Origin of the sequence: Streptomyces tatrensis, assembly GCF_049310065.1 — a bacterium.
Classification (GTDB): domain Bacteria; phylum Actinomycetota; class Actinomycetes; order Streptomycetales; family Streptomycetaceae; genus Streptomyces.
This window is the reverse complement of record NZ_JBMDLB010000011.1, coordinates 3,205,815-3,222,070: the sequence shown is the minus strand read 5'-3', so window position 1 is coordinate 3,222,070 and position 16,256 is coordinate 3,205,815. Positions and strand designations below refer to the sequence as shown.

Annotated in this window: 13 protein-coding genes and 3 tRNA genes; 9 read left to right on the top strand and 7 right to left on the bottom strand. The window is 70.9% G+C overall.

The window, feature by feature from the left end; translation table 11 throughout:
• Nucleotides 1-18: 18 nt before the first annotated feature.
• The 4 genes from ACODT5_RS30455 to ACODT5_RS30440 all read left to right on the top strand — a co-directional run bounded on the left by ACODT5_RS30455 (nt 19) and on the right by ACODT5_RS30440 (nt 6,124).
• Entirely contained in the window at nt 19-825 is an 807-nt protein-coding gene (locus ACODT5_RS30455) for a glucose 1-dehydrogenase (protein WP_422522359.1), read from the top strand.
• 149 nt (nt 826-974) lie between these two features.
• Nucleotides 975-3,086 carry a molybdopterin oxidoreductase family protein gene (locus ACODT5_RS30450; RefSeq protein WP_422522358.1) on the top strand — a complete coding sequence of 704 codons (2,112 nt, stop codon included), beginning with the start codon at nt 975-977 and terminating at the stop codon, nt 3,084-3,086.
• Between the two features lie 359 nt (nt 3,087-3,445).
• Entirely contained in the window at nt 3,446-4,900 is a 1,455-nt protein-coding gene (locus tag ACODT5_RS30445; RefSeq protein ID WP_422522357.1) for a hypothetical protein, read from the top strand.
• 117 nt (nt 4,901-5,017) lie between these two features.
• Nucleotides 5,018-6,124, top strand: coding sequence for an RNA polymerase sigma factor (locus ACODT5_RS30440; protein ID WP_422522356.1), 1,107 nt, complete (start codon nt 5,018-5,020; stop codon nt 6,122-6,124).
• Between the two features lie 62 nt (nt 6,125-6,186).
• Here ACODT5_RS30440 and ACODT5_RS30435 read toward each other — a convergent pair whose 3' ends face one another.
• Both ACODT5_RS30435 and ACODT5_RS30430 read right to left on the bottom strand, forming a co-directional pair.
• Nucleotides 6,187-8,112, bottom strand: a complete 1,926-nt coding sequence (locus tag ACODT5_RS30435; protein ID WP_422522355.1) for an ABC transporter ATP-binding protein — start codon at nt 8,110-8,112, stop codon at nt 6,187-6,189.
• Nucleotides 8,109-9,842, bottom strand: coding sequence for an ABC transporter ATP-binding protein (locus tag ACODT5_RS30430; protein ID WP_422522354.1), 1,734 nt, complete (start codon nt 9,840-9,842; stop codon nt 8,109-8,111). The genes ACODT5_RS30435 and ACODT5_RS30430 overlap by 4 nt, the downstream gene beginning before the upstream one ends.
• 227 nt (nt 9,843-10,069) lie before the next feature.
• Between ACODT5_RS30430 and ACODT5_RS30425 the strand changes: the two genes are divergently transcribed.
• Nucleotides 10,070-10,435, top strand: coding sequence for a cupin domain-containing protein (locus ACODT5_RS30425; RefSeq protein WP_422522353.1), 366 nt, complete (start codon nt 10,070-10,072; stop codon nt 10,433-10,435).
• A gap of 40 nt (nt 10,436-10,475) precedes the next feature.
• Here ACODT5_RS30425 and ACODT5_RS30420 read toward each other — a convergent pair whose 3' ends face one another.
• Complete coding sequence (locus tag ACODT5_RS30420; protein WP_422522352.1) at nt 10,476-11,915, bottom strand: FGGY family carbohydrate kinase; 1,440 nt, start codon at nt 11,913-11,915, stop codon at nt 10,476-10,478.
• A gap of 172 nt (nt 11,916-12,087) precedes the next feature.
• The gene (locus ACODT5_RS30415; protein WP_385375679.1) at nt 12,088-12,396 is read right to left on the bottom strand and encodes a YtxH domain-containing protein; all 309 of its coding nucleotides are present in this window, start codon (nt 12,394-12,396) and stop codon (nt 12,088-12,090) included.
• 146 nt (nt 12,397-12,542) lie between these two features.
• Here ACODT5_RS30415 and ACODT5_RS30410 point away from each other — a divergent pair.
• The 4 genes from ACODT5_RS30410 to ACODT5_RS30395 all read left to right on the top strand — a co-directional run bounded on the left by ACODT5_RS30410 (nt 12,543) and on the right by ACODT5_RS30395 (nt 13,956).
• Nucleotides 12,543-12,615 (top strand) — tRNA-Asn (locus ACODT5_RS30410).
• Nucleotides 12,616-12,620: 5 nt separating this feature from the next.
• Nucleotides 12,621-12,693 (top strand) — tRNA-Asn (locus ACODT5_RS30405).
• Between the two features lie 187 nt (nt 12,694-12,880).
• A tRNA-Ile gene (locus tag ACODT5_RS30400) sits at nt 12,881-12,954 on the top strand.
• Between the two features lie 378 nt (nt 12,955-13,332).
• Nucleotides 13,333-13,956 (top strand): tyrosinase family protein, encoded by a 624-nt coding sequence (locus tag ACODT5_RS30395; RefSeq protein WP_422522351.1) that lies wholly within the window; start codon nt 13,333-13,335, stop codon nt 13,954-13,956.
• A 51-nt stretch (nt 13,957-14,007) separates the two neighbouring features.
• Here ACODT5_RS30395 and ACODT5_RS30390 read toward each other — a convergent pair whose 3' ends face one another.
• From ACODT5_RS30390 to ACODT5_RS30380, 3 genes are all read right to left on the bottom strand, one after another.
• On the bottom strand, nt 14,008-14,226 hold the full coding sequence (locus tag ACODT5_RS30390) for a hypothetical protein (RefSeq protein WP_422525090.1): 219 nt from the start codon (nt 14,224-14,226) through the stop codon (nt 14,008-14,010).
• Between the two features lie 230 nt (nt 14,227-14,456).
• A complete protein-coding gene (locus ACODT5_RS30385) occupies nt 14,457-15,119 on the bottom strand; it encodes a hypothetical protein (RefSeq protein WP_422522350.1) in 663 nt (220 codons plus the stop codon).
• 87 nt (nt 15,120-15,206) lie between these two features.
• Entirely contained in the window at nt 15,207-15,635 is a 429-nt protein-coding gene (locus tag ACODT5_RS30380; RefSeq protein ID WP_422522349.1) for a DUF6153 family protein, read from the bottom strand.
• Nucleotides 15,636-16,256: the final 621 nt, after the last annotated feature.

Sequence of the window (16,256 nt, the reverse complement as noted above, 5' to 3'; positions counted from 1 at the left end):
TGTATGCCGATTAGTCATATGGCAATCAGTCGTAAGCGTCAGGGGTGTGGAACCGTGGCTGTTGTGGATCTGAGCGGCAAGGTCGTCGTCATCACCGGTGGGGCCCGCGGCCTCGGCGCGGCGGCCGCGCAGGCCGTCGTGGACGGCGGCGGCAAGGTGCTGATCACCGACGTCCTCGAGGCCGAGGGCGCCGAGACGGCGGCCAAGCTCGGCGACGCGGCGCGCTTCCTGCGCCACGACGTGACCAGCGAATCCGACTGGGACGCGGCCCTCGCCTTCGCCCTCGCCGAGTTCGGCCGCATCGACGGGCTGGTCAACAACGCCGGCATCGCCACCGGCCAGTTCCTGGAGCACGAGAGCGTCGAGCACTTCCGCAAGGTCGTCGAGATCAACCTCGTCGGCGTCTTCATCGGCATCAAGGCCGCGATCCCGCTGATGCGGGAGAACGGCGGCGGCTCCATCGTCAACATCTCCTCCGCCGCCGGCCTCACCGGCCTCGCCCTGACCGCCGGCTACGGAGCCTCCAAGTGGGGCGTGCGCGGACTGTCGAAGATCGGCGCGGTGGAGCTCGCGGAATCCCGGATCCGCGTGAACTCCGTACACCCCGGCATGACGCTCACCCCGATGACGGCCCCGGTCGGCATCCAGGCGGGCGAGGGCAACTACCCCGGCGCCCCCCTCGGCCGCGTCGGCCTCCCCGAGGAGATCGCCGCCGCCGTCGTCTTCCTCCTCTCGGACGCCGCGGGCTACATGACCGGAGCCGAGCTCGCGGTCGACGGCGGCTGGACGGCCGGCCTCACGGTGAAGTACCTGACGGGTCAGTGACCCGGACCGGATCGTGTACCTCGAGATCCTCGACCGCCCCCCGATGGGCAGGGCCTCACCGGAGCCGGCGGGCGGCGCTGAGGTGGACCACCCCGGCTTGTAACGCGGGGCGGCGGTCCGCGTAACACCGCCGACGCACGCTGGGCTCCATGCACACCTCGGAGTCCGTCACCGCCACGCACTGCCCGTACTGCGCGCTGCAGTGCGGCATGAACCTGCGCCCCGAGCCCGGTGGCGCGGGCGTGGTGGTGGAGGAGCGGGCCGACTTCCCCGTGAACCGGGGCGCGCTGTGCGGCAAGGGCCGCACCGCCCCCGCCGTGCTCTCCTCCCGGGTGCGCCTCACCGAGCCGCTCGTCCGCACCCACGCCGGGCGGCTGGAACCGGCCACCTGGGAGGAGGCCCTCGACGCCGTCGCCGAGGGACTCGCCCGCACGCGGCGGTCGTACGGGGCCGACGCGGTCGGGGTGTTCGGCGGCGGCGGGCTGACCAACGAGAAGGCGTACGCCCTCGGGAAGTTCGCCCGCATCGCGCTGGGGACCTCGCAGATCGACTACAACGGCCGGTTCTGCATGTCCTCGGCCGCCGCCGCGCACCAGCGGGCCTTCGGGCTCGACCGGGGGCTGCCCTTCCCGCTGGAGGACATCCCCCGGACCGGCTGCGTCATCCTCGTCGGCTCCAACCCCGCCGACACCATGCCGCCCGCCCTGCGCTTCTTCCGGGAGCTCCGCGAGAACGGCGGCACGCTCATCGTGGTGGACCCGCGCCGCACGCGCACCGCCGAACAGGCCGACCTGCACCTGGCCCCGCGCCCCGGCACGGACCTGGCGCTGGCGCTCGGCCTGCTGCACCTGGTGGTGGCGGGCGGGCACACCGACGAGGAGTTCATCGCCGAGCGCACCACGGGCTGGGAGGAGGCCCGGGCCGGTGCGATGGCGCACTGGCCGGAGCTGGTGGAGCGCATCACCGGCGTGCCGGTGCCGAAGCTCCGCGAGGCGGTGGCGATGTTCTGCGCGCCCGAATCCGCGATGGTGCTCACCGCACGCGGCCCCGAGCAGCAGTCCAAGGGCACCGACACCGTCGGGGCCTGGATCAACCTCTGCCTCGCCACCGGCCGGGCCGGCCGCCCGCTCTCCGGCTACGGCTGCCTCACCGGCCAGGGCAACGGCCAGGGCGGCCGCGAACACGGCCAGAAGGCCGACCAGCTCCCCGGCTACCGCAAGCTGACCGACCCCGCGGCGCGGGCCCACGTCGCCCGCGTCTGGGGCGTCGACCCCGACACCCTCCCCGGCCCGGGCCGCAGCGCGTACGAACTCCTCGACGCGCTCGGCTCGGACGTCAAGGCCCTCCTCCTGATGGGCTCCAACCCGGTGGTCTCGGCCCCCCGCGCCGGCCACATCGAGGAGCGCATCCGCTCCCTGGACTTCCTGGCCGTCGCCGACGTGGTCCTGTCCGAGACGGCGGCCCTGGCCGACGTGGTGCTCCCGGTCACCCAGTGGGCGGAGGAGACCGGCACCACCACCAACCTGGAGGGCCGCGTCCTGCTCCGCCGCCGGGCCCTCACCCCGCCGCCGGGGGTCCGCTCCGACCTGGAGCTCCTGCACGGCCTGGCCACCCGCCTCGGCATGCCGAAGGCCTTCCCGGCCGACCCCGAGGAGGTCTTCGAGGAGCTGCGCCGCGCCTCGGCGGGCGGCCCGGCGGACTACTCGGGCATCACGTACGCCCGCATCGAAGCGGAACAGGGCGTCTTCTGGCCGTGCCCGGCCCCCACGCCCACGGCGGAGCCGGGCTCCGCCCCCGAGCCCCACCCCGGCACCCCGCGCCTCTTCCTGGACCGCTTCGCCACCGAGGACGGCCGGGCCCGCTTCGTGCCCGTCACCCACCGCGACGCCGCCGAGGTCCCGGACGCCGAGTACCCGCTCCTCCTCACCACCGGCCGGGTCGTCGCCCAGTACCAGTCGGGCGCGCAGACCCGCCGGGTGGACGAGCTCAACGAAGCCGCCCCCGGCCCCTTCGTGGAGCTCCACCCCCGCCTCGCGGCCCGCATCGGCGCGGTCGACGGAGCCCCCCTCGCGGTCACCTCCCGCCGCGGCCGCGCGATCGCCCCGGCCCGCATCACGGACACCATCCGCGCGGACACCGTCTTCATGCCCTTCCACTGGCCGGGCGAGGGCCGAGCCAACACCCTGACCAACCCGGCACTGGACCCGGTCTCCCGAATGCCGGAGTTCAAGGTCTGCGCGGTCCGGGTGGAACCGGTGTGACCCTGGATGGCTCGTATGGGTGAACGTGTGGTGCCATCGACACGCGGTCACTGCGAGGCCGTCAGTATCACTGGGGAACGTCAGTGCCGTTGTGGGGGATTGGTGGGTTGGTGGCGCGTGGCAGGGGTCGGCGCAAGCAGGAGCTGCGCACGCTGGCCGCTCCGTTCACAGTGGCGGCTCCCGTGGGCGCGCGCATCCGGGATCGTCTGAGCCTTTCCGCCCGTGATACCGAGGTTCTGCGGATGGTCGGCGGGCATCTTGGTCGGTATGCCCGTGCCGATCTGGCTGAGCGGGTCTGCATCGGCAAGGTGCCCACGAAGGAGAACAGGCGGGCGGAGCGTAAACGTGCGCTGACGAGGGTGTCGTCGTCCCGGTGGGCGGGGGCGATCACCCGCACCAGCGAAGACCAGTACCAGCTCTCCCTGCGGTGTCTGTTCGATCAGCGGACCGCGCTGCGCCGGGCCATCACGAAGATCAACAGACGGTTGGCAGTGCCGTGCGGCCGGCGTGTGGGAGGCGTTCGTGGTTACCCGAGCCGGGCCGAACGGGCACAGAAGCAGAGCCGGTTGCAGGTCCTCACCGCGCGCCTGGCGGAGGTGGAGCGGCGGATCGAGGCCGGGCATCCGGCAATCGTGGTCGGCGGGCGCCGTCTCGCGAAGAACAGGCACAACCTCGCCGACGCGGGGCTCACCGAGCAGCGATGGCGGGAGCGGTGGGACGCGCGGCGCATGTTCCTCACCGCCGACGGGGAGTCCGGCGCACCGTACGGGAACTACACGATCACCGTCGATCCGGCTGACGGCACGGTCAACCTTGTCCTGCCCGAACCGCTCAGGCACCTCGCCAACTCACCCCGAGGCCGCTACCGGCTCGCCTGCACCGTCACCTTCAACCACCGCCGCGAGGAGTGGCCGGACCGGGTCTCCGCCAACCGTTCCGTGCGCTACGACATCGTGTGCGACCCCGAACGTGGGCGCTGGTACCTCGACGCCTCCTGGTCCACTCCGACGATGCCTCCCCCCACCCCTGCCGAGCTGGCCGCAACCGGCGTCCGGCTCCTCGCCGTGGACCTCAACGCCGGCCACCTCGCCGCCTGCGTCGTCGACGCCCACGGCAACCCCGTCGGCGAACCTCTTTCCGTACCCACCAACCTGACCGGCCCCACATCCCCACGCGACGGACGCCTCCGGCAGGCGATCAGCGAACTCATCCGCCTCGCGAAACTCCACGACTGCGCCGGTTTCGCCATCGAGAACCTCGGCTTCACCGACGCCCGCGCCACCGGCCGGGAAACCATGGGCCGGGGCAAACGCGGGAAGACGTTCCGGCGCACTGTCGCCGGACTGCCCACGGCGAAGTTCCGCGACCGGCTGGCCGGTATGGCCCACCATGCAGGCCTGGTCGTCGTCGCGGTCGACCCCGCGTACACCTCCCGCTGGGGAGCCCAGCACTGGAAGGCGCCGCTCCAGCAGCAATCGAAGACGACCGTTGTCACCGGCCACCATGCGGCGGCGGTGGCAATCGGCAGACGTGCCCTCGGACACGGGACACGGCGTCGGCCAGGTGTGACCGCACACGACCAGAGGATCGTCGCGCGGAGAGCTACCGGCCAGACCGTCACCGTACCGAGGGCACGCGGGAACACGAGCCCGCCCAGGACCGCAGGCACACCCCACCAAGGTGGCAAGACCTGCCGGGACCGAAGCGACCAGCTCGCGCTGTTCCCCGTCCCCCAAAACCGTTCGGGGAGACAACCGGGCCACCCGGTATACGGCGATCCGGCCAGCAATGGCCGGCATCGCCAGGAACGGTAACCATGGGTCACGTATTCGATTCAGAAAGTGGTCGCACGCCCCTCGTGGCAGCGATGTGTCGTACCCCACACTGAGGTGCGGTGCACCCGTCCTCGGAGCCCTGTGGAGGTCGCCCCCGTGCAGACCCAGAGCCTGACCGTCACCGTCAGCCCGCCCGCCGAAGTGCCCGCGGCCGAAGAGCCCGAGTCCGAGGCCGAGGCCGACGCCATGCACGAGGAGGAGGCCGAGGAGGCCGAGGAGTCTGAGGTCCCGGAGCTCATGGCGAAGGTGCCCACGCCGCGCAAGCGACCGGCGGAAGGCTCCGGCGGAGCGGGACCGTCCGCCGACCTCTTCCGGCAGTACCTGCGCGAGATAGGCAGGATCCCGCTGCTCACCGCGGTCGAGGAGGTCGAGCTCGCGCGGCGCGTCGAAGCGGGCCTGTTCGCGGAGGAGAAGCTCGGCAGCGGAGCCCCGCTCGACCTGCAGCTCACCCTCGACCTCGACAAGCTCGTGGTCATGGGCCGGATGGCCAAACGCCGCCTCATCGAGTCGAACCTGCGGCTCGTCGTCTCCGTGGCCAAGCGCTACGTCGGCCGCGGGCTGACGATGCTCGACCTGGTCCAGGAGGGGAACCTCGGACTGATCCGCGCCGTCGAGAAGTTCGACTACGCCCGCGGCTACAAGTTCTCCACCTACGCCACCTGGTGGATCCGCCAGGCCATGTCCCGGGCGCTGGCCGACCAGGCCCGCACCATCCGGGTCCCCGTCCACGTCGTCGAACTGATCAACCGCGTCGTGCGCGTCCAGCGCCGCATGCTCCAGGAGCGGGGGTACGAGCCCACCGCCGAAGAGGTCGCCGTCCACCTGGAGCTGACCCCCGAGCGGGTCCTGGAGGTGCTGCGCCTCGCGCAGGAACCGGTCTCGCTGCACGCACCCGTGGGCGAGGAGGACGACGTCGCGCTCGGCGACCTCATCGAGGACGGGGACGCCGCCTCCCCGGTCGAATCGGCCGCGTTCTTCCTGCTCCGCGAGCACCTCGAAGCGGTCCTCTCCACCCTCGGGGAGCGGGAGCGCAAGGTCGTCCAGCTCCGCTACGGGCTCGCCGACGGGCGGCCGCGCACCCTGGAGGAGATCGGGCGGATCTTCGGGGTGACCCGGGAGCGGATCCGGCAGATCGAGTCCAAGACCCTCAACAAGCTGCGCGACCACGCCTTCGCGGACCAGCTGCGCGGGTACCTGGACTGAGTGCGTACGGAAAAGGGGCGCCCCGAAGGGCGCCCCTGCCGGTACCGGCCGCGCGAGACGACCTAGTCGACCTCGGCCACCGCCTGTGCGAACTGCGCCGCGTACAGCCGCGCGTACGCGCCGCCCGCGAGCAACAGCTCCTCGTGCGTGCCCTGTTCCACGATCGAGCCGCTCTCCATCACCAGGATCAGGTCCGCGTCGCGGATCGTGGACAGCCGGTGTGCGATCACGAAGGACGTACGGCCGTGCGCGAGGCGCGCCATCGCCTTCTGGATCAGCACCTCGGTGCGGGTGTCCACCGAGCTCGTCGCCTCGTCGAGCACCAGGATCACCGGGTCGGACAGGAACGCCCGCGCGATGGTGATCAGCTGCTTCTCGCCCGCGCTGACGCCGGCGCCCTCGTCGTCCAGCACCGTGTCGTAGCCCTCGGGCAGGGTGCGGATGAACCGGTCGGCGTGGGCCGCCCGCGCGGCCTCCTCGACCTCGGCGCGCGTGACCTCGCGGGTGGCCCCGTAGGCGATGTTCTCCGCGATGGTGCCGCCGAACAGCCAGGTGTCCTGGAGCACCATGCCGATGCCGCCGCGCAGTTCCTCGCGGGTCATCTTCGCGATGTCCACCCCGTCGAGGGCGATCTCCCCGCCCGTGACCTCGTAGAACCGCATCAGCAGGTTGACCAGCGTGGTCTTGCCGGCGCCGGTCGGGCCGACGATCGCGACCGTGTGCCCGGGGTCCACGCTCAGCGAGAGGTTCTCGATCAGCGGCTTGTCGGGCTCGTAGCGGAAGGCGACCTTGTCGAAGGTGACCTGCCCGCGCAGGCTCTCCGGACGCTCCGGAACCTCCGCGTCCGCCTCCTGCTCCGGCGCGTCCAGCAGCTCGTACACCCGCTCCGCGGAGGCGACGCCGGACTGCACCAGGTTCGCCATGGAGGCCACCTGCGTGAGCGGCATCGAGAACTGCCGCGTGTACTGGATGAAGGCCTGCACGTCACCGATCGACAGGGTGCCGGAGGCGACCTTCAGACCGCCGACGACCGCGACGAGCACGTAGTTGATGTTCGAGATGAACAGCATCACCGGCTGCATGATCCCGCTGACCAGCTGCGCCTTGAAGGAGGCCCGGTACAGCGCCTCGTTCTGCTCGGCGAACAGGGCCGCGGACTCCTTCTGCCGGCCGAAGACCTTGACCAGGGTGTGGCCCGAGTACATCTCCTCGACGTGCGCGTTCAGGGCGCCCGTGGACTTCCACTGCGCCACGAACTGCGGCTGCGACTTCTTGCCGATCTTCGCGGCCACGTACGCGGACACCGGGATGGTCACCAGCGCGACCAGCGCCAGCACCGGCGAGATCCAGAACATCATCGCCAGCACGCCGACGATCGTCAGGAGCGAGTTGAGCAGCTGACCCATCGTCTGCTGGATCGTCTGCCCGATGTTGTCGATGTCGTTCGTGGCCCGGCTGAGCACCTCGCCGCGCTTCTGCTGGTCGAAGTACGACAGCGGCAGCCGCGACAGCTTCGCCTGGAGCTCCTCGCGCATCCGGTAGACGGTGCCGTTCATGATGTGGTTCGACAGTCGCGTGGCCACCAGCATCAGCAGGCCGGCGACCGTGAAGACGGCCAGCGCCCACAGCGCCACCGACCCGACCGCACCGAAGTCGATGCCCTTGCCCGGGGTGAAGTCGGTGCCGGACAGCATGTCCGCCATCCCGCCCTCGCCCTTGGCGCGCAGACCGTCCAGCGCCTGCTGCTTGGTCTGGCCCTTCTCCATGTTCCGGCCGACGATCCCCGCGAAGACGAGGTCGGTGGCCTCGCCGAGGATCTTCGGTCCGGTCACCGACGCGGCGACGCTGCCGACGACCGCGAGGACCATGCCCCACAGCTTGGCCCGGTCGCGCGCCAGCGCGCTCAGCAGCCGCTTGCCCGAGCCCTTGAAGTCCATGGACCGCGTCGTCGGCGGTCCCGCCATCATCCGTCCTCCCGGCCCGCTCACGCCGCCTCCGCTTCCGTCAGCTGGGAGAGCACGATCTCCCGGTAGGTCTCATTGCCGGCCATCAGCTCGTGGTGGCGCCCCTCGCCCACCACCAGCCCCTCGTCGAGGACGATGATCCGGTCCGCGTCACGGATCGTGGAGACCCGCTGGGCGACGATGACCACGGTCGCCTCCTCGGTCTCGCGGGCGAGCGCGGAGCGCAGCGCGGCGTCCGTGGCGTAGTCCAGGGCCGAGAAGGAGTCGTCGAACAGGTAGATCTCCGGGCGCTGTACGAGCGTGCGCGCGATCGCGAGCCGCTGGCGCTGGCCGCCGGAGACGTTGGTTCCGCCCTGGGTGATCGGCGCGTCGAGCCCGCCCTCCAGCTCGGACACGAAGCCCTTGGCCTGCGCGACCTCCAGCGCGTGCCAGAGCTCCTCGTCGGTGGCGTCGGGGCGCCCGTAGCGCAGGTTGCTGGCGACCGTCCCGGAGAAGAGGTACGGCTTCTGCGGCACCATGCCGACCGTCCTGGCGAGCAGGTCCGGGTCGAGGCGCCGTACGTCCTCGCCGTCGACGAGCACGTCGCCGCCGGTCGCGTCGAACAGCCGGGGGATCAGCCCCAGCAGCGTGGACTTGCCGCTGCCGGTGGAGCCGATCACCGCGGTGGTCTCGCCGGGGCGGGCCACCAGGTCCACCCCGCGGAGCACGGAGACCTCGGCGCCCGGGTAGCGGAAGTCTGCGCCGCGCAGTTCCAGGCGGCCGTGGTGGAGCAGCTTGCGGACCGGGTCGGTGGGCGGGACCACGCTGGATTCGGTGTCCAGGACCTCCTGGACGCGCTCGGCGCAGACCTCGGCGCGCGGCACCATCATGAACATGAAGGTGGCCATCATCACGGACATGACGATCTGCATCAGGTAGGCGAGGAAGGCCGTCAGCTGGCCGATCTCCATGCCGCCCGCGTCGATGCGCATCGCGCCGAACCAGACGACGGCGACGCTGGAGATGTTCACGACCACGATCACGGTCGGGAACATCAGCGCGAGCAGCTTGCCGGCCGCCAGCGAGACGCCGGTGAGGTCGGCGTTGGCCTCGCGGAAGCGTTCCTTCTCGTAGTCGTCGCGGACGAAGGCGCGGATCACCCGGTTGCCGGTGATCTGCTCGCGCAGGACCCGGTTGACCGTGTCCAGGCGCGTCTGCATCGTGCGGAACAGCGGGCGGGTCTTCAGCACGATCGCGCCGACCGACAGGCCGAGGATCGGGACCACCGCGAGCAGCACGCCCGAGAGCTTCACGTCCAGCGAGAGCGCCATGAAGATGCCGCCGACGCACATGATCGGCGCGGAGACCATCAAGGTGAAGGTCATCAGCACGAGCATCTGGATCTGCTGCACGTCGTTCGTCGTACGGGTGATCAGGGACGGGGCGCCGAAGTGGCCGAGCTCGCGCGCGGAGAAGCTCTGCACGCGGTCGAAGACGCCGGCCCGGACGTCCCGGCCGAAGGCCGCGGCGGTGCGGGCCCCGTAGTAGACGGCGCCGATGTTGCAGACGAGCTGGACCAGCGAGACGCCGAGCATCAGCGCGCCGAAACGCAGGATGTAGCCGGTGTCGCCGTTGACGACACCGTTGTCAATGATGTCGGCGTTCAGCGTGGGCAGGTAGAGGCTCGCACTGGTCTGCAGGAGCTGCAGCAGGACCAGCACGGCGATCGGTTTCCGGTACGGCCCCAGATGGGTCCGCAGAAGTCGTATGAGCACGCGCAGGCTCCGGTCGGCATGATCGAGGGGGTTCACTCCATCTTCTGCCAACCGGGGGCCGGAACCCACCGCTTTTCGTAAAGGCCGGTCAAAAGGAGTAGGCCGCTCGCGGGCAGGGCCTAGGCCGTCTCTTTCGGATCTTGCCGGGCCCGCGCCGCGCCGACGCCGGGTGCCGGGAGGACGATGGGGGAGGGGAGGTCTCGGGACGGATCGTCCGTGGAGGAACCATGACGGCAGCCAAACGGGAGCAGGTCCCCGTCCTCTTCGAGGGCAACGGCGCCGAACTGCGCGTGCTGGAACTCGGCGGCGGGTTCTCCGTCGCCTTCGGGAGTTTCGACAAGGGCGTCGACATGACCCCGGCGTTCAAGGGCCTGCCCGACGACCTGTGTCCGTGCCCGCACTACGCCTACGTGATCAAGGGCCGGCTCCTGATGCACACGAAGGACGGGGACGAGGTCTACTCGGCCGGAGAGGCCTGCTACTGGCCGCCCGGCCACGCCCCGGTCGCCCTGGAGGACACCGAGTACCTCGACTTCTCGCCCACGGAGGAGTTCCAGGCGGTCGTCGAGCACGTGAAGGCGCAGCTGGGCTGACGCCTGTCCCACCGGCTGACCGGCCGACCGGCTCCGACCTCTAGAACGCCCCCGGGTGGATCTGGTCCCGGGTCGCGACGTACTGCTGGCGCGCACCCTGCCAGGCCGGGTACTCCTCGTCCGGCTCGAACAGCTGCGCCGCGGGCGCCGGCCACACCGGCGGGGTGTTCGCGGCCGAGCCGCCCTGCGCCAGACCGAGCGCCCACGCGGCCTGCCGGGCCGCGCCCAGGGCCGCGTAGTCCGCCGGCGCCGGTACGAGGACCTGCGTGCCGAACAGCCCCGGCGCGAAGGCCTGTACGGCCGGCAGTTCCGCGGCGGCGCCGAGCAGGAAGACCCGGCGGATCTCCACGCCGCGGCTGCGCAGCACGTCGAGCGCGTCCACCAGCCCGCACAGCATGCCCTCGAAGGCGGCCCGCGCGAGGTGCTCCGGCTTCATGGAGTCCCGGCGCAGCCCCGACAGGGTCCCGGCGGTGTGCGGCAGGTTCGGCGTCCGCTCACCCTCCAGGTACGGCAGGAGTACGAGTCCGTGCGCGCCCGGGGTCGACTTCAGCGCGAGCTCGCTCAGCCCCTCCAGATCGGTGCCCAGCAGTTCGGCGGTGCCGCGCAGGGCCCGTACGGCGTTCAGGGTGTTCACCACCGGCAGGTGCAGCCCGGTGGCGTCGGCGAGGGAGGTGATCAGCCCGCCCGGCTCCGACAGCGCCTCGTGGTGCACGGCCATCACGGATCCGGACGCGCCCAGCGAGACCACTGCGTCGCCCGGTCCCATGCCCAGCCCGAGCGCGGCCGCCATGGTCTCGCCGGTGCCGGCGGAGATCAGCAGCCCCTCGGGCGTGGTCCCGGCGGCTTCGGCCGGGCCGAGCACCTCGGGCAGCAGCGCCCGGTGCCCCAGCGCGAGCTCGACCAGGTCGGGGCGGTAGGCGCCGGTGGCCGCCGACCAGTAGCCGGTGCCGGAGGCGCCGCCGCGGTCGGTGGTGCGCCGGGCCGGGCGGCCCAGCAGCTGCCAGACCAGCCAGTCGTGCGGGGACATCAGCACGGCCACCCGCCGGGCCGCCTCGGGCTCGGTACGGGCCAGCCAGGCGAGCTTCGCCACGGGCTGCGCCGAATGGGGGACGGAGCCGACGGCCTCGGCCCAGGCCTGCCGGCCGCCGAAGGCCTCGATCAGCTCGGCGGCCGCGGCCTGGCCGCGCTTGTCGTTGCCGATCAGGGCGGGACGCACGAGGCCGCCCTGCGCGTCCAGCGGCAGCAGGCCGTGCTGCTGCGCGGAGACACCGATGGCCTGCACCCCTTCGAGGAGCCCGCCGCCGGCGGCCTCGCCGAGCGAGAGCAGCCAGGCCTGTGGATCGGTCTCGTGCGGCACCGCCTCGCCGGTGGGCTGCGGATGAGGGGCGTACCCCTGGCGCAGCACGGCGCCCGTCTCGGTGTCACAGACGACGATGCGTGTGAACGCGGAAGAGCTGTCCAGCCCGGCGACTATCCCCATGCGGTGAATTCTGCCGCACGCGGGGGCGGACTCGACCGCCCCGGCGTGCCCGGGACCCGCTCCGCCCCTCGTGCGGGACCGGACGGGACCCCGCGCACGCGACCGGGCGGGGCCGTGCGGGACCCCGGTGCGGGGCCCTCGCGGGAGGACCCGCGGCTCCGGACCGGGCCGGTCAGGTGTTGCTGGTGCCCCAGTCGTCCTCGCCCGCGCCACCGCCGCCGGCCCGCGCCCGCAAGCCCCGTACGCGTCCGGCCAGGGCGTCCGGCATCGCGTCGCCCACCTTGTCGCTCACCGCGGCGTACGCCTTGCCGGCGAACTCCCGACCGCTCTGACCAGCGCTCTCGGCGGCGTTGCGGACCGCGGGGTTCTGCGCGAACTCGCGCGCGGACTTCTTCAACTGTTCATACCGCTCGCGTCCGGCCCGGGTCCCGAGCACGTACCCGAGGGCCAGCCCGACCGCGAACGTGACCTTGTACCGCATGTCTGCCACCCTTCGTCGTGTGGTGCCCGGCCCGCTGGCGATACCGATTGGCGGAGCACCCCCCTGCTTGCGCTAATCTATGACTCGCAACGGGCGCTCGCCCCCTGGCCAAGGCCAGAGGTGGGCTGTTCGGTGCAACGCAGCAATCCCCTGTAGCTCAATTGGCAGAGCAGCCGACTGTTAATCGGCAGGTTACTGGTTCGAGTCCAGTCGGGGGAGCGCGGTCCCCTGTAGCTCAATTGGCAGAGCAGCCGACTGTTAATCGGCAGGTTACTGGTTCGAGTCCAGTCGGGGGAGCAAGAAGGACGAGGACCCCACGTGGGTCCTTTTTCTTTTTCTGCCCTCCGCGCGCAACCGGACAGGGCCCGATGCGGTCTCTCTGGGCAGGCGAAGCCGATCATGCGAGGCATCCGAGGCAGGAGATCGTATGAGCGGCTATGCTGCGGCAGACGGCGCGCACACATGTACGCGCCACGCCGTGAATGGGGCGGTAGCTCAGCCGGTTAGAGCAGCGGACTCATAATCCGTCGGCCGTGGGTTCGAGTCCCACCCGCCCCACTCGTGCAGGTCAGAAGAAACCTTCTGACCTGCGGAAACGCAGTTCTCGCGGCGGTGGGATCCCCGTGTCGGTGAGGCGACCGTGAGGCGATTCCTGTCCGCTGCGGCCCCCGAAGGCCTGCGACCTGGGGTTTGTTCGGTTCGCCCGTGGGGTGCGTGGTGGTTGGTCCCACCCGCCCCACTCGGCAACATCGATCCGACCTGAGAACCTCCGCACTGGCGCCTTCCCGACCCGCATCTCGTGCGGCAGAGGCACGCAGCAATGTCCCCGCCGACTGGGGCGCGGGCCTGGGGATCAGGCCGAGGGTGTCGCACTGGTGATCAGGGCGAGCCGGGCAGGCAACCTTCGCTCAAGGCGCGGTGCTGCAGTCGGCGGGAGTGCTTTCTCGCAGGAGCCGGTGGGGCACCCACGTCCACGGCGGGCCGGAGTTCCTGCTGTGGCACCGGGAGATCGTCAACCGGTTCGAGGACCAGCTCCGCGTCATCGACTCACGCGTGTCGCAGCACTACTGGGACTGGACGCAGGACCCGCGCAGCATCCCGAGCGCCAACCTCGGCAACGGCAACTCAGGGTCCCTGAACCTCTTCACCCCGGAGTTCATGGGCTACGGAGGCCAGGCTCTCCAGCTCATCGGACAGCCCTTCGAGGGCGCCGGGTTCTGCGACCCGCAGGCGAACCCGTTTCGGTCCGACAACGCCTTCGACCCGAACAACAACCCCGCGGACAAGCCGAGGGCTGTCCGTCGGCAGGTCAACGGCCTGCCCATCGACCCGGTCCGGGACCAGAACGCGCTGGCCGCCGATGACTACGCGGACATGAGGGTGCTGATCGAGGACAGCCACAACGAGATGCACGGGTTCAACGCCGACATCGAACCGTGGGCGACGGGGTCGACGAACCGGGTCCGCCCCTGGGGTGGACCGGAGAACCTGGGCATCCCCTACAAGGATCTCTCGGTCGTCATCCCCCGCCGCTACGACACGAACCCGGACGTGGTCTGACAGCCGGCACCGTCCAGGCCCCGCTGCTCCGCGGCGGGGCCTGGACGTCTGTCAGCGGTGGTGGGAGTGGCCGTCGGCGGGGGCGGACTCCTGGTGTGCGGGCTGCTGGGGAACCGGGCGCAGGCCGTCGAGGGTGACGGCGACCAGCCGGTCGACCGCAGCCCGGGAGGGAAGGGGCGAGGCGGCGGTCAGGGCGTGGATGCAGTAGGCGGCGAGTTCCGCGGTCGGTACGTCGTCACGCAGGTCGCCGGCCTGGACGCCCTCGGCGATGAGGGCTTCCCGCTCGCGGGCTGCACCCTGCCCCAGTTAAAACGTTCGCGGGGCGGCGCCCTCTGCGTCGAGGGAGGCCACCGCGAAGCCGCCCTCGCCGACTGCGCGCCCGCAAGAGCGCGCCGCATCCCGAGCCCGCCGACGGCAGGTGCAAGTGCCGTGAGCGGACTGCGGGCCCAGCGTGGTCCACGTGGGCCCGCGAGAACGGCTACGAGGTTGCCAGACCTGGGTCAGTGACTATGGGACGAATGTCCGTCCTTTGTCGGCTCGGCGGGTGCCTTGGCCGGAGGGCCTTGCTCAACGGGAGCCTGGTTCGGCTTGGCGGGGGTCCCGGTCGTGGAGCCCTGGTCGTGGCTGTGGCCATCGGAGCTGATGGTGCCGGCGAGGGCGGTCATGCCCAGCCAGGTGAGGGCCGAGATGACGACGACGGCGGCCGCGAACGGGCTGATGAGGTGTCGCCAGCGGCCCTTGGAGTCCTTGGCGACGAACGCGACGTACGACATGAGCAGGCCGAGGGGGGTCATCCAGGCGCTGCGCTCGGGGAACTGCTCGAAGTGCTGGATGCCGCCGCCGACCATGCCGACACCGAAGGACAGCAGCAGGGAGAACGCGACCAGCGAGACCGCCTGGCTCAGCGCCGGACGCTCGTCGGCCAGCACGAACTCGTTGACGACGGTGCCGAGGAGGAACACGAATGCGCCGACGACGCAGATGATCGCGTACAGCGACGGATTGATCGGGTAGTGGACGACGGCGCCGGCGATGAGGGCGGCGCCCATGAAGTAGAGCATCTGGCCGCTGTAGCGAGCCGGGAGTGCCTTCTTGTCGAAGGTGGCGCGGCGCGGTTTCGGGGCGGGAGTCTGGTGGCGCTCGGGTTCGAGAACGGTGGTCACGTGGGTAAGGCCTTTCAGATCTTGGTGGGTGAGAGCAGGCAGAAGCCACGCCGACACCAGTGGTGCGGCGTCATGCTGGTGCAGCTCTCAGCAGCGCAGGATCGAAAGTTGGTGCAGGCACGGTGGGTCGCCGGTGCGGCTGATCCAGGAATGCGTGCGTGCTGCCCATCGGCGGAGGACGCCGGTGGAGCCCCCGCGGCTGAGGACGAACGTGAACAGGGCAGCGACGATGCACAGCAGCGCCAGGCAGCTCTCTCCGACTCCGCCGTGGTCGCAGGGGGCCTCGCCGTCCGGGTTGACCGGTGTTGTGGTGGCGTCCCCGGGGGCGACGTCGGAGTGGGTGTGCTGAGCCCTGTCCCCTGCGTCGGTGAGCGGGAACGCGGCGGTGTGCCCGCTGTGGTCTTGCTGGTGTGAGGCCAGGACGTGCATCGCGAATAGCGCAAGCACCACCGCGAGGAACGTTGCCCGCAGCAACGCTCCCATGTGATGGTCGCGACGGACCTTGCCTGAGATCACGCTTCCCGACCATAGGAGGGCTTGGTAGCGGGAATGCCAAGGGGCGTCCCCACCTGGACTGGGAGGAAGATAACACCAGGTGTGGATGCGTCTGTGCGGCGTCTCACGGCGTGGGCTGCACCGTGCTGGCCGGCCCCGTGGCTCGGAGCCGGAGAACGAGCAGATGGCCAAGGTGTCACCTGGAGTGACCGCGGTGAACTTTGCGTTCACATTCGCACCGTGGGCCACAGGTCTTGCGTTCGCGTCTCCGTCACGGTGACCGTTCTGCGAACGGGGGGCACCCACCCTGGACTTCCGCATTGCCCGGCTGACCTGGGCACTGAGGGACTGTCCTGTCGGGACCCCATATCCATTGGCGGGGGTGTGGGCGCCGCGCTTCCGGGGGTTTGACGTCGGTGAGGCGGCCCCCGTTGATGCCGGAGTTGAGCGGGGCGATGACGCCCTGCACGCCTGCCACCTGGTCCTCGCGGATGGCCTTGGCCAGGCCGGCCAGCACCGGGAGGTGGGAAGTTGTGAGCTTCTCGAGACGAGGTGCCGCCTGTTCCGACTGAGGAACGACGACTTCTCAGCCCCCGCGCTGGAGACCGCGCGGGGGCTGAGACAGGAAGCCGAGTTGGCAGA

Coding starts and splice junctions, on each gene's coding strand:
- ACODT5_RS30425 (WP_422522353.1), top strand. CDS start 10,070: ATGACGGCAGCCAAACGGGAGCAGGTCCCCGTCCTCTTCGAGGGCAAC.
- ACODT5_RS30455 (WP_422522359.1), top strand. CDS start 19: ATGGCAATCAGTCGTAAGCGTCAGGGGTGTGGAACCGTGGCTGTTGTG.
- ACODT5_RS30415 (WP_385375679.1), bottom strand. CDS start 12,396: ATGCGGTACAAGGTCACGTTCGCGGTCGGGCTGGCCCTCGGGTACGTG.
- ACODT5_RS30420 (WP_422522352.1), bottom strand. CDS start 11,915: ATGGGGATAGTCGCCGGGCTGGACAGCTCTTCCGCGTTCACACGCATC.
- ACODT5_RS30450 (WP_422522358.1), top strand. CDS start 975: ATGCACACCTCGGAGTCCGTCACCGCCACGCACTGCCCGTACTGCGCG.